18 protein-coding genes are annotated in these 20,428 nt (G+C 31.3%); 14 read left to right on the top strand and 4 right to left on the bottom strand.

Annotated elements, in window-relative coordinates; genetic code table 11:
* The first annotated feature begins 139 nt into the window (after positions 1–139).
* The 14 genes from ACJJVO_RS00945 to ACJJVO_RS01010 all read left to right on the top strand — a co-directional run bounded on the left by ACJJVO_RS00945 (position 140) and on the right by ACJJVO_RS01010 (position 17,343).
* On the top strand, positions 140–811 hold the full coding sequence (locus ACJJVO_RS00945) for a hypothetical protein (RefSeq protein WP_405569321.1): 672 nt from the start codon (positions 140–142) through the stop codon (positions 809–811).
* A gap of 181 nt (positions 812–992) precedes the next feature.
* Positions 993–1,514, top strand: a complete 522-nt coding sequence (locus tag ACJJVO_RS00950) for a hypothetical protein (RefSeq protein ID WP_405569322.1) — start codon at positions 993–995, stop codon at positions 1,512–1,514.
* Between the two features lie 181 nt (positions 1,515–1,695).
* Positions 1,696–3,492 carry an NACHT domain-containing protein gene (locus tag ACJJVO_RS00955; protein ID WP_405569325.1) on the top strand — a complete coding sequence of 599 codons (1,797 nt, stop codon included), beginning with the start codon at positions 1,696–1,698 and terminating at the stop codon, positions 3,490–3,492.
* Between the two features lie 162 nt (positions 3,493–3,654).
* Positions 3,655–4,215 (top strand): DUF2004 domain-containing protein, encoded by a 561-nt coding sequence (locus ACJJVO_RS00960; protein WP_405569328.1) that lies wholly within the window; start codon positions 3,655–3,657, stop codon positions 4,213–4,215.
* A gap of 175 nt (positions 4,216–4,390) precedes the next feature.
* Entirely contained in the window at positions 4,391–5,434 is a 1,044-nt protein-coding gene (locus ACJJVO_RS00965) for a TlpA family protein disulfide reductase (RefSeq protein ID WP_405569330.1), read from the top strand.
* Positions 5,435–5,601: 167 nt separating this feature from the next.
* Positions 5,602–6,759, top strand: coding sequence for a metallophosphoesterase (locus ACJJVO_RS00970; RefSeq protein WP_405569333.1), 1,158 nt, complete (start codon positions 5,602–5,604; stop codon positions 6,757–6,759).
* A gap of 222 nt (positions 6,760–6,981) precedes the next feature.
* Entirely contained in the window at positions 6,982–7,971 is a 990-nt protein-coding gene (locus tag ACJJVO_RS00975; RefSeq protein ID WP_405569336.1) for a redoxin domain-containing protein, read from the top strand.
* 45 nt (positions 7,972–8,016) lie between these two features.
* The gene (locus ACJJVO_RS00980) at positions 8,017–8,586 is read left to right on the top strand and encodes a hypothetical protein (protein ID WP_405569337.1); all 570 of its coding nucleotides are present in this window, start codon (positions 8,017–8,019) and stop codon (positions 8,584–8,586) included.
* A gap of 279 nt (positions 8,587–8,865) precedes the next feature.
* A complete protein-coding gene (locus tag ACJJVO_RS00985) occupies positions 8,866–9,282 on the top strand; it encodes a BLUF domain-containing protein (RefSeq protein ID WP_405569340.1) in 417 nt (138 codons plus the stop codon).
* Positions 9,283–9,445: 163 nt separating this feature from the next.
* Positions 9,446–9,670, top strand: coding sequence for a hypothetical protein (locus tag ACJJVO_RS00990; RefSeq protein ID WP_405569343.1), 225 nt, complete (start codon positions 9,446–9,448; stop codon positions 9,668–9,670).
* A 13-nt stretch (positions 9,671–9,683) separates the two neighbouring features.
* Positions 9,684–10,172, top strand: coding sequence for an AAA family ATPase (locus ACJJVO_RS00995; protein WP_405569345.1), 489 nt, complete (start codon positions 9,684–9,686; stop codon positions 10,170–10,172).
* Between the two features lie 26 nt (positions 10,173–10,198).
* Entirely contained in the window at positions 10,199–11,683 is a 1,485-nt protein-coding gene (locus tag ACJJVO_RS01000) for a pyridoxal phosphate-dependent decarboxylase family protein (protein ID WP_405569346.1), read from the top strand.
* Between the two features lie 208 nt (positions 11,684–11,891).
* Complete coding sequence (locus tag ACJJVO_RS01005) at positions 11,892–13,136, top strand: glycosyltransferase (protein ID WP_405569349.1); 1,245 nt, start codon at positions 11,892–11,894, stop codon at positions 13,134–13,136.
* A 10-nt stretch (positions 13,137–13,146) separates the two neighbouring features.
* Positions 13,147–17,343: a phosphodiester glycosidase family protein gene (locus ACJJVO_RS01010; RefSeq protein ID WP_405569352.1), complete on the top strand. Its 4,197-nt coding sequence runs from the start codon at positions 13,147–13,149 to the stop codon at positions 17,341–17,343.
* Between the two features lie 234 nt (positions 17,344–17,577).
* Here ACJJVO_RS01010 and ACJJVO_RS01015 read toward each other — a convergent pair whose 3' ends face one another.
* The 4 genes from ACJJVO_RS01015 to ACJJVO_RS01030 all read right to left on the bottom strand — a co-directional run bounded on the left by ACJJVO_RS01015 (position 17,578) and on the right by ACJJVO_RS01030 (position 20,380).
* A complete protein-coding gene (locus tag ACJJVO_RS01015) occupies positions 17,578–18,483 on the bottom strand; it encodes a TIGR01777 family oxidoreductase (RefSeq protein WP_405569355.1) in 906 nt (301 codons plus the stop codon).
* Between the two features lie 257 nt (positions 18,484–18,740).
* Positions 18,741–19,439: a tRNA (5-methylaminomethyl-2-thiouridine)(34)-methyltransferase MnmD gene (mnmD, locus tag ACJJVO_RS01020; protein ID WP_405569357.1), complete on the bottom strand. Its 699-nt coding sequence runs from the start codon at positions 19,437–19,439 to the stop codon at positions 18,741–18,743.
* A 1-nt stretch (position 19,440) separates the two neighbouring features.
* Positions 19,441–19,899, bottom strand: coding sequence for a hypothetical protein (locus ACJJVO_RS01025; RefSeq protein ID WP_405569360.1), 459 nt, complete (start codon positions 19,897–19,899; stop codon positions 19,441–19,443).
* Positions 19,877–20,380, bottom strand: a complete 504-nt coding sequence (locus tag ACJJVO_RS01030; RefSeq protein ID WP_405569363.1) for a DUF4920 domain-containing protein — start codon at positions 20,378–20,380, stop codon at positions 19,877–19,879. Before ACJJVO_RS01030 ends, ACJJVO_RS01025 begins: the two co-directional genes overlap by 23 nt.
* Between the last annotated feature and the right edge of the window lie 48 nt (positions 20,381–20,428).

Here is a 20,428-nt window from a genome sequence, read left to right on the forward strand (position 1 = left end):
TACCTGAGCTTACGATTTAAGAACAGACCTAGTTCAAACTATTTTTTTGCCTTCTAAACGGCTAAAAAAAATCTTTTGAACGTGATAATATTAACAAAAAAAGGTCAACCTATATCAGTATAATACAAACCAAGAATTAATGATAAGTAAAAAACTAAAAGATTTTTCAACAATTGAATTTGCAAAATTCATAGAAAAAAGACCTGGTATGTTTCTTGGGGACCAAATCACTCTTACAAATTTGTGGAATATGCTTTTGGGATTTGATGTGAATTCCACGGAAAGTATTCCACCATTCCACTACTTTAATTATTGGACTAAAAAGAAACTTAATAAGTTAGGAGGTGGCTATAGTTGGAGAAATGCAATTTTGGAGGTTAATAATTCTGATGAAAAACAGGCTTTTGACAACTTCTTTGAATTACTCGATGAATTCCTAACGTTAAAACCGAAAAGTATTAATTCTGTTTTGCTAACCGAAGAAAACTTTACGTTTTACTATAACAAAGAGAACAACAATAAAAGCCGCATAATAATCGGCGATACAATGGAATCTGCGATTTTATATCCAGCACCTTACCAAATTAAATTAGTAGAATTTGATTATGGCACACACGCCTATCACTATAATTTTTATTATGTAGTTGGCGAATATGACAAAGGAAAGTATTCTCAAGAATTTGATGATTTGAACTCAAGTAAGGAGACTTACTCAAAAAAATTCGGAAAATTAAAGTGGACAGAAACTGATTATGGGAATATTGAAAATGAATTCAAATTGATAGTTGAAAATATAAATAACTACAGCTAACAACGTGTATAATTCATTGCTAGTTATAGCTTATTTACGAAAGTCCTCGCGGACTTTCTATCTGTGATTTATTTGCTAACTTTAGTGCTTAAACACGCAACGAAATCATACACAAACACGTTGTAAGTAATTTCAACGCAACCTTTTAACTAATTTTGTATCTTTAAATAAATTGAGTATTATGGAAAAACTAAATTTTATTTTCCTTATAATTTTATTCTCTTGTTCTAATGATGATGACACATCATTAAACTCTGAAGAATCTTTTCTTCCAATGCATATTGGTAATTATTGGAAAGTAGATGAAGAAAATTTCACTGAAATTGTTGACACTGTAAGGATACAAGAAAATTTATACTACAAATTTCATTCATTAATAAATGGAGATGCATTTGGAATACAATATTTAAGAATCGATGATAGCCAAAATCTTATTGAAAGTTTTCCTAACAATCCTAATTTTAAATATATACATGCTAAATTTAATGCACAACTTGGAAGTACATTTTGGACTATAAATGACCAATCGGTTAATGATTTTAAAGCTACTGTCATAGAAAAAGAAAATTCTTCAAGATCTTTTGAATTTCAAAGAATTTATCATCCCAATTTAAATGATACGCATATAAAGAAATATATTCGAGGCTTGGGTTGGAATAACTTTAATGAAATTAAAATTGACGGAAACATATTTAATTTTTAAATAATTCTTAAAATAAGTATGGAAGAACTACTTACAACACCGTGTATAATTAATTGCTAGGTTCTAGCCTACTTGCGAAAATTCCTGTTGAATTTTCTCGCGTTCGTTTTTGTTTACTAAATTAGTTGCTGAAACACGCAACTAACCATACACAAGACCGTTATGTGCAAATAAAAGAACTATGCAGAAAAATATTGAAGTAACAAGTTTAATAACGCCAATTTTAGATGGCTTGAAATTCGCCAATGCAGAGGCTAAAGCTTTACTAGAAATTGGTATACCTGAATACTTGCATAACCAAACTGAAAAATATTATTTCACAAATACCTTTTTACACAGAGCAGAAAAAGTAAAATTTGATGATATATACTTTCCTGTTTCAGTTCGTTATAATCGCTTAATTACTAAGTTTGATAAAATAAGTGAAGTATTTGACGAATATAAATATATAACCATAATTGGTAGCGCAGGAAGTGGTAAAAGCACACTTATTAAGTATCTTTTTCTAAACAGTATAAGAAGCTCATATAAAATACCTCTTTTAATAGAACTAAGGTACCTAAATGAATATATAGGAAGTATAGAAGACTTTATCTTTGAAAAGGTGTTACAGAATGACGTTAAGCCTTCTAAAGCAACACTTACTAGGGCTTTAAAAAAAGGAGCGTTTTTATTTTTATTCGATGGTTATGACGAAATATTCTCGAAAAGAAAACAACAAATTTCAAAAGAGTTAGATGACTTTACAGATAAATATCCAAATAACAAATATCTAATAACAACAAGACCAGGAGGAGGAATTGAAGGTGCGGAAAGATTTCATTCATTCCATATTCAAAATCTTTCTAACTCTGAAATCACTGATTTTATTAATCTTTTAGTAAATGATACTGAAAGAAAAGAGCAAATAAAAAATAATATTGAGAAAGCTGAAGTATCAGATTATAGAGAATACTTAAAAAACCCTCTATTACTTTCAATGTTTATTCTAGCATTTGAAAATCACCCAGAAATACCTAATAGAAAAAGTGCATTTTATAAAAATGTTTTTGATGTTCTTTATTCAAAACACGATGGAGTTACTAAAGGCAGTTTTCCCAGAGAGAAAAAAACCAAACTCAAGAGAGAAGACTTTGAGGAAATTTTAAGTGCTTTTTCTTTCACCAGTCTTGCTGAAGGTAAATTTGCTTTCACAGAAGAATATCTCTCAAATAAATTATCCTTAATAGAAAAAAAGAAAAGAAAATTAACATTCGAGATTGAAGATATCATATTTGATTTAAGAACATCAATCTCAATTATGATTAAAGATGGGTTTGAATTTAAATTTCCTCATCGGTCTATGCAGGAATATTTCACAGCTTTTTTTCTATCAAAATTACCAACTGAAAAGAAAGCCAGAGCTTATTCTCGTTTAAATAAGATTTTCACTAAATCTAGTAGAGATTATAGTTTGAATTTATGGAAATTATGTAAAGAATTAGATTACGCAAATTATTACAAATACTTTATAATTGTTGAATTAGAAAAGGCAGTTAATTTACTGAAAAATAAGAAGGGTTTGAACTTATTAAATTCATTTTTTAAACTATGGAATCCTTCATTAATACTTGTTCGAGAGAAAAAAAACCAAAAACACAAATTAATTATAGCGAGAAATGCTAATCTTTATGGGACATTGATTGAAGATGAAGATGTATATAATTATGAAGACTTTTGTTATTTTCCTGAAAAGAGTAAATGCAAGCAAGATATACTAGATACATTAAAATATAAAAAAGATAAAAAGAATGGAGAGGGCAACGTAATATTTGTCACTGATGATTTGAAGAATAAAAAAGTAAAGGAAATTTTGCTGGAAAATGGAATTCTGGAAGTCATTGAAAAATATAAATCTCTAATAAATAAAAAGATAAAAAACATCAATGATGAATTAGAACTTGATGATGAGGATTTGGATGATTTATTGGAAAGTTAAAAATCTGCACATAACACCGTATATAATTTATTGCTAGTTCTAGCCTACTTACGAAAATCCTCGCGGATTTTCTATTCGGTTTTTATTTGCTAAATTACGTGCTAAACCACGCAACAAACCATATACAAACACGTTAGCTATAATCTGACCAAACAATCGCAAATGGGAATATTTGACTTTTTCAAAAAAAATAAAGGAGAATCTGAAATTAGGAAAGTAGAAATCCGGATTTTGGAGAAACCAGATTTTATGGAAATTGACATTAAAAAGTTGGAGGATTATTATGATTGGACATTGAGTTATGGAAAGCGAAAACTGAATTTGGATTTTAATTTTGAGACTGAATCAATCGATCAAACTGAATTAAATCAAATCAAAGAGTTTGTGAATAAAATACCTGAATATGACATTCAAAATTGGAATTATATAAAAGCGGACTTTGAACAAGACGTAAGTATGACATCTGACTATCTGAATTTCTATCTGGACGAACTTGATGACAATGAATTAGCTGATATAATCGACTTAAAAAATCGGAAAAAATCGAGAAATAGTCTTTTAATGGAAAAACTGACTTTAATAAGAGTTGGAATTTATCCACGAGGTTCTTATTTCGGAACATTCGACTACTCGATTGACATTGATGGAGAACCTTGTAATCAGCTTTTGGTTGTACATATTAATGCAGATGGAACTTTGGACTATATAACTTGGGAAAGCTGAATAAAAACTACAGCTAACAATGTGTATAATTCATTGCTAGTTTTAGCCTACTTACAAAAGTCCTCGCGGACTTTGCTTCGCCAGTTCGCTTCGCTTGGGTCTATCCGCGATTTATTTGCTAACTTTAGTGCTTAAACTCGCAACGAAACCATACATACAATCGTTGTAAATAATTATGAAAAAAATATTCGCAATATTATTAAGCATTTTGATTTTTGGGTGCAAATCAGATTTAAAACTAAATAAAATTGAATTAACAGACTTCAATCTGATACTTCAAACAAATGAGGATATTGACAGTGTTTTAATCATGGATATCGGTCAACAAAGAGAAAATTATAAGGTAGCTTTTAATGACACTATTAGAATTCAATTTAACGATAGTATTAATGATTTATACAATATTTGGTTTCTAAAAGATAACAAAATTGTATCAAGTCCTTTATCGACTAATCAATTATGGCTTAATGGCAAAAACGTTGTAATTAAAGGAAAGTTGGATAAAAAATTAATCATAGATACAATAGTAGGTTCAGATTTATATTACAAGGTTAAAAATAACCAAATGAGTTTTAGGACACTAATGAAATCAAATCCTGATAGTACAGAAGTAAATTCTTTTCTTTTAGCTAAAATTAATGACAATTTTGACAACCCTTATTCACTAACTTTAGCTTCTATATTTATATCTAAAAATCAAAATAATAAGAGCAATCTTAAAAAACTATATAATTTAATTAGAAATCAAAATGATTTATTAAAAAACCATAGCTTTTTCAATGTCCATAATGAACTTGAAAAAAAACTTGGTATTACTGATTTAAATATAGAGAATTATTCTTTTTTTAATCTCGAAAACGAAATTGCTAAATTAAATTTTGAGAAAGAAAAAAAGTACCTCATAGACCTTTGGTTTGTTAATTGTCCACCTTGTATTAAAGACCATAAAATTATTTTTAAAAAGCTAAACTATTTAGAAAGCAACAATATCGAATTGATTGGAATTTCAAGAGATAAAGAACATTCAAAATGGAAAAATTACTTGGATACCCATAATTATAATTGGCGAAATTTTAGACAAATTGATTCTTTAAATACAATTACTAAAGATTTGGGGATTTCAGCTTTTCCGACGTATTTATTACTTGAAAATGGAGGTGAAATTAAAATTACGTTTAACTCATTCGAGCAGATAGAAAATTATCTGATAGAAAAATAACGGTTTGCACTACCGTATATAATTCATTGCTAGTTATAGCCTACTTACAAAAATCCTCGCGGACTTTGCTTCACCAGTTTGCTTCGCGCGAATATATCTGCGATTTATTTGCTAACTTTAATGCTTAAACAGTTAATGAAATCATACATTAGACCGTTAGGCACAATATGAAAAATAATATTTCATTTTTATTTATTACACTATATACAATTTGTTCCTGTTCAACAATAAAAAAGAACACTCCAAGTGATATAGAATCATCAGAAGAAATAACGATAGCTATTGGAGGAGATTGGGACGATAAATGGGGACCAGATGGCGCAACAGAATTAAGCTTAAAAAAAGGATCTTCTCATGATTTAATTTTAATGCTTGGGGATTTGTCATATGATGGTATTGATAATGATTTTAATTACAATATTCAAAATGCAAAAAACTGGGCTACCAAAGCAAACAAGGTCGTTGGCAATACACCTATACTTTTTGTAGCAGGAGATCATGACAGTAAAAGTCAAGACGGAGATATAATGACCTATGCAGAAATGCTTAATTTTCCAAATGGCAAAAAAGCTGTTCAAGCACCAACAGGAAAACTTTTAGGACACCAATACGAGGGCAAATATCCCTACCTATGGTTCAATGATATCGTTAAAGGAGAAGCCAAAGTCAGAATAGTTGCTACGTCAGTCGCATTTCAAGAAAGCGAGACAGAGCCTGCTGAAATGCAGAAATATTTGAAATCTCAATATGCTGTAGGAAGTGAGAATTATAAATGGGTAGAAGCAGTTTATGCAGATGCACAAAAAAAAGGGTATTGGATTATTCACATCAACCATCTTCCTTGGATTGATATGGGTAAAAATCAATCATTTGTTGATAGTCAAGGGATGATTGATTTAGCATCAAAATATAATGTTAATGTCTTATTAACTGCAAGTTCACACAATATATGGAGAACAAAACCACTTAAAACAAATGAAACTACCTGCACTTCTATAGCTTTAACCACCTCGTCATCAGGAGCTAACCCGAATTGTGTTGGAAATAAAAATAATAAAATGTATAAAAAGACGGATGGATTAATTCAAGCACATGTCGGTGTTGCTGGAAAAACCTCTGGTTTAAATCTTGAGAAATATCCAGACGCGTGTGACCCGAATGCTGATGGAGAAGTCAGACATTACTTAGCTGAAGATACGTGTGTAACTGATGCGATCACGGGAATTGTATCTTTAACGATTAAGAAGGACTACCTTAGCGGTGATTTTTTGAAGATTGATGGCAGTTTATTTATGCCATACTCTTTCATCATTGAAAAAAACTAAGATGAGTTTTAATTGAGGTATTATTAGTTATGCATAGAGTACAAACATTAAATCACTGTGCCTAACAGAGTCTAGAATTGAATACTAGTGTAGGCTTAGGCACGAATATTCGTGTAAATTCAAAAAATATTAAATACGTTTGTACATTGTAAGTTGAGAAAATGGATTTAGCTATAAATTTGTAAAGGAATAAAATTCTAGTAACAAGTAAAACAGTTATCGATGAAGAAATTAACTTTTGTAATTTTAATATTAGTGCTATTTTGCTGTAAAGAAGAATCAAAAGCGGAATTCTCATTGACCGGAAAAACAGAAGGCGTTGAAAACGGAATGGTTATTTATTTAGTGAATGACGCGTTTAAAGATTCTACCGTAATTGAAAACAATTCTTTTAGTTTTAAAACTAAATTACCATATTCACCTATTCAAGCAATTTTACGAACTAAAGATAATTTTGCTTATAGATTTTTATGGTTAGAGGAGAACTCTATGACATTTGATGCCTCAAATGGAGATTTTTTAACGGCTAATGTTACAGGTTCAGAATCAGAGAATTTAAGCCAGGATTTATATAGGGTTATAGATACATTACCAAGAGAAGAACGTTTAAAAAAAGAGTTAGAATTTGTTAAGAAAAATCCAAATAGTATTGTGAGTGCGTCAATGCTTGCAGTATATTCTACAACGTTTGGTAAAGAGAAAACAACGAAACTTTTTAAACAGTTTTCTAAGAAAAACAAAAACTCAGAATACGGAGAAAAAATTGCCAAATACATCAAATTAAATAAAGAACCAAAAATAGGAGAACAATTTGCGGACTTTGAAATGACAGACCAAAATGGTAAAGTCCAAAAATTATCTGACATTAAAGGAAAAGCAATTCTTCTTGAATTTTGGTCCTCTTGGTGTGGTCCTTGCCGAAAAGAGAATCCGAATCTCGTAAAAACCTACGAGAAATATCAACCCAAAGGATTTGAAATATTTGCAGTGTCTTTAGATCAAGATAAAGATAGTTGGCTAAAGGCTATTGAAAAAGACCGTTTAATCTGGCAACACGTGAGTGATTTAAAAAGTGACGAGAATGAAGCCTCACTCATTTATGGAATTACTGGAATTCCAGACAATTTTTTAATAGCGGAAAATGGACAAATAATTGGAAGGAACTTACGAGGAGATGAACTGAACCAAAAATTAAGTGAAGTACTAGATTAATAACACAATTAAATGATTTCGCATCACAAATAAAAACGAACATAAATGAATAAAATAATACTTCTATTAGTAGTCACATTTACTCTATTAGGTTGCAAAAATTCAGAAAGAGAAGTAGACAAACTTGATCTCGCGAAAAAGTATTATAAGTTCCTTGATAATTCTAACACTTCTGGCATGTTAACTTTACTAGGAGATAGTATTGTAATTAGAGAAAATGAAGACAACTATGAAGAACGTTTTTCTCAAAAAGGATATATTAATTGGCTAGAATGGGATGCTATCTTTGAACCAACATATAAAATCATAGAAATTAAGCAAGACAACGAAATTGTTAAAGCAAGAATTTCAAAAATAGATAAAAGACTCTTTTTTCTTCATGAGGAACCCATGGTTTGGAATGAAATTATACAATTTGAAAATGGTAAAATCACTAGAATCGAAAGACTAAAATATGAGGTGTTTGATATTTCTAGATTCGTTAAAAACAGAGAAGAACTTGTAAGGTGGGTTGATAACAATCATCCAGAATTGAATGGGTTTTTAGAAGCACAAACAAAATCTGTTGCCATGAAATACTTAAAAGCAATAGCGTTATTTCAAAACCAAAAATAGCATGTAGAAACAGCTGGTTTAATTAATTAGAAGATAAATTAAATATTAACCAACCACTTGGGTATTTACAGCATCATAAACTAGCCAAATGCTAATCGTATTTTTAAATCAATTCTATCTAAACGCGAAGAAATAATTTATTGGTATTATAACTAAAATGTATAAGGAAATTGACCTTTTTGTTTCAATTTTTCACTAACTTTGAGTAGCTATTACAATTACTAGTTTGTAGCGCTCTAGCATTATATTAGGGCTATATAAATGCTTAAATTAGTTATTATGACACTTCGCCAAATCATCTATACAAGTCAAGCTTCAGAGCAGTTTAATAAACGTAGTTTATTAGATTTACTACACACATCGCGTGGATATAACACAATAGACAATATCAGTGGAATTTTGATGCATAGAGATGGTTATTTTCTTCAAATTATAGAGGGAGAACAAGATGTTGTTGAAGATTTATTTCAACGGCTTTCTAATGATACACGTCATAAAAATATTAAAATAATACACGATCGTTCTGTGGAAAGTCGACTCTTTTCAAATTGGGCAATGGGATGCGCAGATTTTAACGAACCAGAATTGAGTATGTTACCAGGCATTCGCACGGATTTAAGTAATCCTAAGGTCATTGAAGACCTTATAACACGCCTACCTGAAATTGCTGATTTTTTGCTAGATAAATTAGACTAATTGGTGTCCTAAACCCTAGTGAAAATTAATTTGTAAAAGGCGTTAGTATAAAGCCTAAAGAAAACAAATGAATTAAAGCTTTTAAAGGATAAATAATCTTTAATAGAAAAATTAAATTATAGAGGCACCAATAACATGTATCTTGCAAGAATAAATAATTATTATGAAATTAAACCTATTGTCTTGCGATGCACAAAGACCAGATAAAAGAGCCATTGCTAAATGTATAACGGAGATTTCAAAACAAGGTAATACATCTTTGTCAAATGAGCTTGCAGATATTCTTTTAGAAGGTGATGCAGTAGACATTGAAGTTGGCGACAAAAACTCTGGTTCAGCTTTAAGAGCATTGCGTAAACTAGATATTGATTACGAAATTATTGAGTAAAACCAAATAAAGAATGATTCACCTCATTGTAGGCAATACAGGTTCAGGCAAAACCACTTACGCTAATGAATTGAAAAGAAAAATCAATGGTATTGTATTTTCAATTGATACGTGGAATAATGTGTTGTTTCTTCCAGATAAAAAAGAAACCGATGGTTTAGATTGGTTTTTAGAGCGCATAGAACGTTCAGAACGCGTAATGTTAAGTTTAATTCATCAGTTAGAAGGGTCTAAAACAGATGCTATTTTAGATTTAGGATTGGCTAAATTTGGTCATCGTGAAAAGTTTAGAAAATTTGCAGAGATGAATGGCTATAATATAAAGTTGCATTTTCTAGATGTTTCTAAAGCCAAACGATTAGAACGCGTATTGAAAAGAAACACAGAAAAAGGAGATACTTTTGAGTTTGAAGTTACCCAAGATAATTTCAACTTTATGGAAACTTGGTTTGAGAAACCATCCGAAAATGAAATGATTGATGGGTTTTTAATTTCAGAATAGATTAAGTATTAAAAAATAGCCAGAATATGGACAAGCGAGAAAATTCAATTGAAATTAGTAAAGTAGAATTTCAAAAAATGGGTTACCAGCTCATAGATACCATTGCTGATTTTCTCAATAATATTTCCAACCAACCAGTTACAACAAGCAAGTCTCCAAAGGAATTGCAAAGTATATTAGGCAATGCAGCTTTACCAAAAACAGGAAAGCCAGCGGATCAATTATTAATATCTGCTTCAAAATTATTATTTGATAATTCATTATTGAATGGTCATCCCAGATTTTTTGGATTTATTACATCGTCAGCAGCACCTATTGGAGCTTTAGCAGATTTGTTAGCAGCATCTGTAAATCCCAATGTAGGCGGACAAATTTTAAGTCCGATGGCAACCGAAATAGAAAAGCAAACCATTAAATGGTTAGCAGAATTTATAGGAGTGTCTCCAAATTATGGAGGTGTTTTAGTGAGTGGAGGCAATATGGCAAATTTCACTGCTTTTTTAGCTGCAAGAACTGCTAAGGCACCAAAAGACATAAAAGAAAAAGGACTTTATGGTTCTAAACAATTAATAGCATACTGCTCTAAATCGACACACACATGGATAGATAAGGCAGCAATTTTATTAGGTCATGGAAGTGATTCTATTCGTTGGATTCCTACTGACGATTCAAATAAAATGAACACACAAATTTTAGAGCAAACTATAAAAGATGATGTTGCAAAAGGCCATCAGCCTTTTATGGTAGTTGGTACAGCAGGTGATGTAAGTACAGGTGTTGTAGATAATCTAGAAGCTATCGCAGAGATTTGTAAAACCAACGATTTATGGTTTCATATCGATGGTGCTTATGGAATACCTGCAGCTGTTATCCCTGAGTTAAAAGCCTTGTTTAAAGGCGTGGAAGATGCAGATTCTATTGCATTAGATCCTCATAAATGGTTGTATAGTCCATTGGAAGCAGGTTGTACATTAGTTAAAAACCCCAAGCATCTTATTGATACCTACAGTTCGCATCCAGAGTATTATAATTTCAGCTTAACAGAAGAAGGTGGTTCGCTTAATTATTTTGAATATGGTTTTCAGAATTCTCGAGGATTTAGAGCTTTAAAAGTTTGGTTAGCATTGCAACAAATTGGTAGTGATGGTTATGTAAAGCTGATAAGTGAAGATATAGCTTTATCAAAATATTTTGCAGAATTAGCAGAGCAACATTCAGAATTAGAAGCTGTATCTCAAAATTTAAGCATAGCTACGTTTCGATATATCCCAGAAAATCTTGAATTGACGGGAAATAAACGAGTCGAATACTTAAATAAACTCAACGAAATATTAGTGACTAAACTACAAGAAGGAGGCGAACTCTTTTTGTCTAATGCTATTGTAAAAGAACAGTATTGCATGAGAACTTGTATCGTTAATTTTAGAACAACAAGAAAAGATATTGAAGCGAGTATTGAGATTATTTTAAAAGAAGGTCTAACCGTTCATAAAGCATTAAGCTTTAAATGAAAATTAGGCCTTTTATGGTAGTTTTTAGAATTTCAAAAAAATTATAAATTATCATTTCATTAAGATTAGCTGCATAAATTATATTACACATAATTTAATCTTGTTTAAATTTTTGAAGTCATAATTCCATAAATACAGCGTTTCAAAACCTTTCAATACTTTTTTTAATGCCTTATATTTAAAGAACACAAAACTTTAGATATAACATATGCGAATAGGAATTATAATTGGAAGAATAGGAGGCGTAGATGGCGTAGCACTCGAAACCGAAAAATGGATAGATGTATTAAAAAAACTTGGACATGAAGTCTTTATTATGTCTGGCGAATTTGAATCCTGGGAAATGGATTACGAGCACGATTACCTCTATCCACCTTTATCCTTTTTTTCTGTTGAAGCAGAATGGGGACAACGTAAAGCGTTTTACGAACCAGATAGAGATCCTGAACCTTTGCTAGAACATGTTGAGAAAGCTTCTAATAGAATTCACCTAGCTATGCGACAGTGGGTAGCAGATAAGAAAATTGAAGTTATACTTTCTGAAAACGCATCAGCTTTACCTTGTCATTTATCCATGGGAGTTGCTATTAAAAAATTGATTAAATCAACAGGATTACCTATTGTTACTCATGATCATGATTTTCACTGGGAACGCGGAGAGCGTTATGTGTCTAAGCATCAAGAAATCAATCAGTATGTAGATGATAACTTTCCGTTATTACTTCCAGATGTTAAACATGCCGTTATTAATACGTTTGGTGTAGAAACGTTTAAAAACCGTTTTAATATTGATGCCACTTTGGTGCCAAATGTTATGGATTTTAATCGTGTGTATGGTGTGCCAACGCCAGAGAATGAGTTTTTCCTTAGGGACGTTGGTGTTTTAGAAGACGAAATTGCTTTATTACAAGTAACACGTATTGTAAGACGTAAAGGGATTGAAACAGCCATTTCATTAATAGACCAGTTAAACGATAAGAAACTAAAATTAGTAATTACAGGTAATAATAATGATGATGAGAATAAGGAATATTACAATGAGTTAATAGATCAAATTCATGATTTAAATTTATCGCGACAAGTAATTTTTGCAGCACATAAAGTATTAGATCATAAAGATTTGTCTGATGTGTATGCACATGGAAGAGCAGCAACTTATTTTAGTACTTACGAAGGATTCGGAAATGCGTTTGTAGAAACAGTGCTTGCTAAAAAACCAATTTTTGTTAACGATTACAAACCCGTTTATAGCCAAGATATAGGTAATAAAGGATTCGAAACTGTGATGATTACAGATAGTAATCTAACACCAGAAAGCGTACAACAAATGTCTGATATTATTTACAATCCAAAACGTTGTATTGAAATAGGAGAATACAATTTTAATATTGGAAAAAAACACTTTTCATATGAAGTACTAGAAGAAAAGTTAAGCCAATTATTTACATTTTAAGAATTAAAACATGACGACTGATAAAAAAACAACAAAAATCTCTAATATTTTAAATGAACTTAATAATGAAAAAATAAACACTTGGTTTGATCTCGGTTTATTTATGGATAAATTTAAAGAGAAAACCATACCATCAGCTTTTGACGGTAATGCTTCAACATTTGATACACATGTAGAAAAAGGCGGCATAGCGTTTTTAACTTTTTATTTTACAATTGACGGTATTACAGTAGAAACTGAAAAATATGCCAAAACTTTTAAAAATATATATCCAAATATTCCTATTCACTTTATAGCAGGAGAAATTAAGGAAGAGGCTGATGAATTAATTCCTCAAGGTGCATTCAAAAAAGTAATTCCAGAAATGGAAGCGTTTGACGCTTGGCCTTTATACGAAGATTTCTTCAAAATTAAAATGGAACGCGGTAGTGAAGCCTACAATAATCTTATTGGTAAATTTTGGAAAGAGGTTTTAGTTCTTGTAGAAAAATTAGGTTCTTATATTGAGGAAAATGACATTTCGTTATTATACCTTATTAATGTATGTTCTAATCCTGGTAATGTGTCTTTGGCATTAGCTACGGTTTTAATTTCAGAATATTTAGGCATTCCAGTCATTAATAATAATCACGATTTTTATTGGGAAGGTGGAAACAGAGAAGTAGAGATTAAGAAAAAAGGGCTTAAAAAAGGACCAAGAGATTTCTTTTTTCATAATGCACATGTTGGCGAATTTTTCTCAATTATAGAAACGGTTTATCCATGGGAAAGTCGCTCGTGGATGAATGTGAATATCAATAGAATTCAACAAGACCATTTAATTAATGTTAACGGTCATAATCCTGCAAACGTAGCATTGTTAGGTACTGCAGTAGATACTAAAATGCACCAAATGAGTAAGCGCGATATTATAAAAGCGTTTATGCAAGTGTCTACAATATTTGCGAATAAAAAGGAGACGATTACAGTGCATACTGCTGCACATCATACAGAAAGTAAACGGTCTTTAAAGCCTATATTATTAGGTTATAAAACCATTAAGGATTTCGATTTTGTAAATAACAACATCGTATTTTTACAACCAACAAGAGTGATTAGTAGAAAATCTATTGAGTTAAATTTTAAACTCATTAAACGCTTGTTTTCTTACGATAATTTTGCTGAAAAATTTATTACCAATCCACAACTAAAATTATCATTAATCGTTTCTGGACCAATTCCACATGGTCAACAAAATTATTATGAAGACTTAAAAAAAGACTTTAAAAAGTTTTTAAAAGACCTACCAAAAGAATTTAGAAAACGAGTACTACTTGGATTTTTATTTAGCGAATTCGATAAAAACGATTTTAAAAAGAAATATAAAAAACCACTAGATATTAAGCAGCTTTTTGATGTGGCATCCTTAATTTTATTACCAAGCCAAACGGAAGGACGAGGTTTGCCAATTATTGAAGCAGCCGCTTGCGGAACACCTATTTTCTGTAGACAATATGAGCCAAGAGAAGTGTATGATGAGGTTATTGGTCGTCACTTAGATGAGTCGCTTCGTCTTAATGTTTTAGAATTTAAAGGGTCTAAAGTACCAAAGAAATTAGCAGAAAGAATCTGTGACCATGTGTTTTATCCACAAAACAGAATGGTAGATGTAACACATAACAGAAGTGTAATTAAAAAGCGTTACAGCTTAGAATCTTTAGAGAATAATATCCGTTATATTTTGCAACGTATGTATTATCAGTTGGCTTCGGTTTCAATTGACGATAATCCGCAAGTAGTTAATTTATTAAAGCAATATAAAACATCAGTAGATTTTGAAAACGATGACCTTAATGCTATTCTCAATAAAAAAACGAGACATTATTTGCCAGGTTATGGTCGTTTGTCTTTTATGCATTATTTAAAATCTCTTATTGATCCTAGCTTTTTTAGAGTGGAAGAGCAACTCGTAAAAGGAAGAGTAATGCGTTATGCCAGAACCATGGAAAATGATATTCCAGATTTGGTAAATACCAATCTTGAAGTCATTCATAAATACTACAATGCTATTGATGATATTTTTAAATATGTGGATGGCGAAATTTCTATTCGTCATGACCATGCTTTGGCGTATCGTCATAGAAATAAGAAGTCGTATGCATATCAAGCCTTTACGTTACAAGAAATTACAGGTTTGGTAAATATGATTTATACCGAGGTTTTTAAACCAAAAAACTTACCAGATTTAACCTTAGCACCACAATTTTTTGCCGATTGGGAATTGGCTCTTTTTCAACTCACCAACAGTAAATATTTAGGTATCGATGACCGAAAAATATTAACTAAAAATTTAAAAAAGAATGTACCTAAAGGGTATTTTCCTGGTCGTTATATTAAGCATGAGTTAGAGTATTTTGTATTACAACCAATCCGTGCACAATTAAATTTAACCATACAACAAGAGTTAACCTCAGAAATACTTGAAGCCAATGTAGATAAATTAGAGAAAATCTACATTTTTATTCACGAAGCAAGAATTACCAAATGGTTTTCTAGTGCAGATATTAAAGACTATTTAGAAAGCGGAAAAGAGCCAGAATTAGGCTTATTGTATAAAGCAGGTGTTGTTCGTATTATTGAAACCAAACAATGGTCAGAAGGTGTGCATTTTCCACAAATGGGCCCAAAAGCCATTAAGATTTTACGAGATATTAAGGAGGCGAATGGTTTTTTAATTACCAATGGAGAATCGGCTGCAATGATGACAGATATTATTGAGATAGACCATTTTCATATAGGGAAAGTAGTATATACAATGACAGCTAAAATTATGGGCATTCCTAAAGGTAGCGGATTTATTCAGTTTGTGCCGGCAGGTGTGCGTACAACGTTAGCATATCCTACACCTATACAAACGGCTAAAGATTTTGATATGGTTCTTAAAAGTGATTTATATCAAGATTTAAAAGATACTTTAAGCGAAAAAGAGTTGTTGAGTAGAATAACTAAAGATGCTATAGAAAACGGAACACCTATTGAAAAATTATTAATTCAAATTAAAGAAGGTTTAAAGCTTTCTAAAACCGTTGAAAAAGTTAAATCATCTTATGCAGGAGGTGTGTATGAAGATGGTTTGCCTTGGAGTGGTGTTTTAGCAGAAATAGATACCAAAAAACACCATTGGAAATTCGCCGCACATATTGCCAATAAAGCACCTAAAAATGTACCAGCACTTGTAAAAGAATATAAGAAGAAGAGTAAAAATCCTAATAAGATAGAATTAGCTTGGAATGGTGGTTATATTTTAAATCCAGAATTAGTTGGAAAATTAGGATTACCAGAAACCTATATTGGTTCGCCTTTAGGTTTGTTAATTATGGATAATAAAGTGTTTTGTCCACCATTATTCAATAAACCAGCCTTTATAATTTATAAAAATGGAGATGTAGATATTAGAAAAGTGAATAGTAAAGCTGGCTTTATCATTAAAGAAAAAAGTAATGCATTAACCTTTTCTAGTGCTAATTATAATGCACATAGCAGCAAAGAGCCTTGTTTTTATGATTTGTCTTATGCTGAAGAAACTTACAAAGGCAACGGCAATGTCATTGTAAGAATAGCAGGTAATACAGTTAAAGAAATTATTAAAACGAAGCCTAAAGAAACGGTTGCCGTAATTCCTGTTGGTATTACCTTATCTATTCCTGCAGACTTGTTTTCTGATGCTATGTTTAAGGAAGGAAAGCCATTGTCAATTCAGTTACTAGAGCCAAAAGAGAATCCATACAAATGGGATGAAATCTCGTATGCTATTGAAGCTGGACCTATGCTTATTGATGGCGGAAAACAAATTCTTAATATGGAAGACGAAGGTTGGAAAACTGCTAATTCTATTAAAACACAAGCCGCACGATTAGATTTTACAGATATGCGTGGACCAAAAATAGCGGTAGGTATTACCAAAGAAGGTAAGCTTATGGTGTTAATGGTAAACGGAAGAATAAGAGAATCTGTTGGAGCTACGCATTTTGATATGGTTGATATTCTATTAAAATACGGAATGGATAAAGCCATGGGCTTTGATCCAGGAGGAAGTAGTACGTTAGTGGTAGATGGAAACATTATGAATATTTCGCCATACAATAAGAATTACGAAAAAGATATTTATGCCTTACCACCAGAACCAAGATTTGTAGCCAATGCCATTATGGGTTGGATTGAAGACTAATTTGAAAGATTAATTGGAAATAAAAAGAGGCAGGTATTACCATTTGCCTCTTTTTTATTGAATTTTTTATGCAACGTCACTTCGAGTAAAATTCCTTTTTTAGGAATATTGTATCGAGAAGCATTATTTATTAAAACGTTCTCGATACAATTTTTTCGTGCCTCTAAAATCACTCGAACTGACGTTTTTTTTAGTTCATCAACCATCAACCATCAACCATCAACCATCAACCATCTAACCCAACAAATCCTCTAAAGCAGGTTTTAAATTCACGTATTTAAAATTAAAACCTTCAGCTTCTACCTTCTGGGAACTGACACGTTGACTTTCAAATAATAAAATATGCATTTCACCTAAAACGAGTTTCATTGCAAACTTTGGAATATTTGGTAACAATAACGGTCTATGTAAAACTTTAGCTGCCGCTTTTGTTAATTCTTTATTAGTAACTGCATTTGGAGCAACACCATTGTAGATGCCTTCAAAGTTATGTTGTACAGCAAATACAAAAAGTGATGCTAAATCTTCAACATGAATCCAACTTTGCCATTGTTTTCCACTACCAAAGGCTGCACCAGCACCAAACTTTATAGGTTTTACAATTTCTGGTAATGCACCACCATTTTTAGCTAAAACCAATCCAATTCTTATTTTTGAGACTTTGCAGCCTAATGATTTAAAACCGTCTACAGCAGCTTCCCATTGGTATACTACTTTTCCTAGAAACGAATCTGAAACCTCAGTATTGGTTTCTTCGTAATAGTTCACTAAACTTGTAGGGTAAATGCCAATTGCACTAGCCGAAATGACATGGTCAATTTTATAATTATTTGCTTTTATAGCATCTTGTAAAAGCTGCGCTGTTTTGGTACGGCTTTCAAGAATTTCTTTTTTGTAGCTGTCTGTCCATCGTTTAGAAATTGAGGCGCCAACCATATTTATGATAGCAGTAACACCTTCAAAACAATTATGATCTATTTCATTAGCATCTGGATTCCAATAAAAACCTTTGTAATTTGAATCTGTACTAAGTTTAGATTTAGAAGTCGTTAAATAATGCACATCTATACTTTCGGCATGACATTTTTTTACAATTTCTTGTCCAATTAAACCTGTGGCTCCTGTAATTAAAACGGTCATTTTTCTTTTTTAGTAAAGATACGAAAGGTCTAAACTGTGCGTATGAAATTTAGATTGGATTTAACGTTTGGTGCGTTAATGTATGTACTTAAATCAGTTAGAGTGTTTTGAGTATGCGAGAAATATATTGAGAAACTTGGTTATAAATAAACTTCTTAAAAATGAGAATTTCAATCGAAGTGATGTTAAGTAATAATTAAAGAGTTATTATTATTTAACTAGGTATTTGCGTTGTTCTCAAAGTTTAGTTTATCTCACTATTTAGAAGGCTTCGTTGCTCTCAACATTTCACGTTTTCCTGGAGGTCCAGGCAATCGTTCAACTATAAGTCCAACAGCCTGCATAGCACGTCTTACACTTCCTTTTGCAGAATAAGTTACTAAAATGCCATCCTTTTTTAGTGCATTAAACATAATTTTAAAAATGTCTACTGTCCATAAGTCAGGTTGCACACGAGCTCCAAAAGCATCAAAGTAAATGATATCAAATTTATTATTAGTATCAATATCTTTAAAGAATTTTTGCTGTTTTTCTAATTTAAAAAGAGGGGTAATGTCATGTGGTGTTTCCCATGACGTGTTGTGGAGTTTTTCAAAAATTGCATTATGGGAATTGGAAATCAATTCAACATAATTGAGCTGATTAATTTCTTCGATTTGAACAGGATAAGCCTCTACGCCAACATAATTTAGTGGTAACTTTAATTTTTCCGCTTCAATTAGAGTTAAAAACGCATTTAAACCTGTGCCAAAACCGATTTCTAAGATAGAAACTGGTTTAGATTCTGAAGCAAGCTCAGAATTACCAATTTTATCAGCATAAAAAAACAAACCATGTTTTAAAAAAACGTGGTTTGCTTCTTGTATAGCACCATGAATAGAATGGTATTGCTCATTCCATTCTTCAATTTGTATGGTTTTAGAACCATCTGAGGTGGTAATTATTTTTCGCTTCAAATTATTGAATCAGTAGTTTTTTTATCTTAGGTATTGGTCCTGTACATTCTGTTTTATGGCAACCCAAACAATTATTAATAGAGGCATTAAAACGCTCTTTTAATTCTACATTAGAGAGTGTATCTACAATAGTATTTTGAGATTCAATAAAAACATTTACAAAACTTTGCCAGTTTTCAGTTCTAGATTTACCATCAGTCATTTTTGCTGAATGTAATTTTAATAAATCTAAAGGTAGCCTTGTTGGCTTTTCACCTGCAACAATTTGTGCTTTTAACTGCTGGTTGTATGCATACATGGCATTCATAAATCCAGCCATTTCAGAGGGTTGATACATGTCGTATTCAACTATCTTTTTTGCTGGTTCTTCTATTGCTTTATCTTTGTTTTTACAGCTAAATAGCGTTAAAAATAAAAAAATAACAATGCCTAAAATCTTATTGTTTAAGTAAAACTCCATCAGCTTCAAAACCATATTCAAATTTAGGATCTGTAATTGCAGCAATTTCTTCTTCAGACTTACCAGCATCTTCTGCATAGTGTCTTAATTCCTCAACAGAAGTTTCAGAAACATAAGCTTTTCCGTTCATTATAACTTCACCTTCAGCATTTAATGGCATAAAAAAACCGTAGTCTTTAAATTTCACCATTATCTGGTCTTTTCCATCAATATCAATTGTCATCCAACAGCCTTTTTTAGAGCATACTTCTTTTATTTTACCGCGCATTTTGGTATTTATAGTATCGCCTGCTTTTAACTCTTTATAGTGCTCTATCATCCCTTTTGGGTACAAAGCATCTTTGTCATTAATCTCTTTACCAAAAGATGCGTAGGCAATTTCCTTTTGCGCTTCTTCTGCTTGGTTTTCAGTAGTTTTTGTTTCGTTTTTACAAGATAGAGTAGCGAAACATATAGCTACTAGAAGAATCATTTTTTTCATTATTAGATTATTTTTGATGAATTATTACTGAATTGCGAAATTACAAAA

The sequence above is a fragment of the Winogradskyella sp. Asnod2-B02-A genome (assembly GCF_045063645.1).
GTDB lineage: Bacteria > Bacteroidota > Bacteroidia > Flavobacteriales > Flavobacteriaceae > Winogradskyella.

Coding starts and splice junctions, on each gene's coding strand:
- ACJJVO_RS00945 (WP_405569321.1), top strand. CDS start 140: ATGATAAGTAAAAAACTAAAAGATTTTTCAACAATTGAATTTGCAAAA.
- ACJJVO_RS00950 (WP_405569322.1), top strand. CDS start 993: ATGGAAAAACTAAATTTTATTTTCCTTATAATTTTATTCTCTTGTTCT.
- ACJJVO_RS00955 (WP_405569325.1), top strand. CDS start 1,696: ATGCAGAAAAATATTGAAGTAACAAGTTTAATAACGCCAATTTTAGAT.
- ACJJVO_RS00960 (WP_405569328.1), top strand. CDS start 3,655: ATGGGAATATTTGACTTTTTCAAAAAAAATAAAGGAGAATCTGAAATT.
- ACJJVO_RS00965 (WP_405569330.1), top strand. CDS start 4,391: ATGAAAAAAATATTCGCAATATTATTAAGCATTTTGATTTTTGGGTGC.
- ACJJVO_RS00970 (WP_405569333.1), top strand. CDS start 5,602: ATGAAAAATAATATTTCATTTTTATTTATTACACTATATACAATTTGT.
- ACJJVO_RS00975 (WP_405569336.1), top strand. CDS start 6,982: ATGAAGAAATTAACTTTTGTAATTTTAATATTAGTGCTATTTTGCTGT.
- ACJJVO_RS00980 (WP_405569337.1), top strand. CDS start 8,017: ATGAATAAAATAATACTTCTATTAGTAGTCACATTTACTCTATTAGGT.
- ACJJVO_RS00985 (WP_405569340.1), top strand. CDS start 8,866: ATGACACTTCGCCAAATCATCTATACAAGTCAAGCTTCAGAGCAGTTT.
- ACJJVO_RS00990 (WP_405569343.1), top strand. CDS start 9,446: ATGAAATTAAACCTATTGTCTTGCGATGCACAAAGACCAGATAAAAGA.
- ACJJVO_RS00995 (WP_405569345.1), top strand. CDS start 9,684: ATGATTCACCTCATTGTAGGCAATACAGGTTCAGGCAAAACCACTTAC.
- ACJJVO_RS01000 (WP_405569346.1), top strand. CDS start 10,199: ATGGACAAGCGAGAAAATTCAATTGAAATTAGTAAAGTAGAATTTCAA.
- ACJJVO_RS01005 (WP_405569349.1), top strand. CDS start 11,892: ATGCGAATAGGAATTATAATTGGAAGAATAGGAGGCGTAGATGGCGTA.
- ACJJVO_RS01010 (WP_405569352.1), top strand. CDS start 13,147: ATGACGACTGATAAAAAAACAACAAAAATCTCTAATATTTTAAATGAA.
- ACJJVO_RS01015 (WP_405569355.1), bottom strand. CDS start 18,483: ATGACCGTTTTAATTACAGGAGCCACAGGTTTAATTGGACAAGAAATT.
- ACJJVO_RS01025 (WP_405569360.1), bottom strand. CDS start 19,899: ATGGAGTTTTACTTAAACAATAAGATTTTAGGCATTGTTATTTTTTTA.
- ACJJVO_RS01030 (WP_405569363.1), bottom strand. CDS start 20,380: ATGAAAAAAATGATTCTTCTAGTAGCTATATGTTTCGCTACTCTATCT.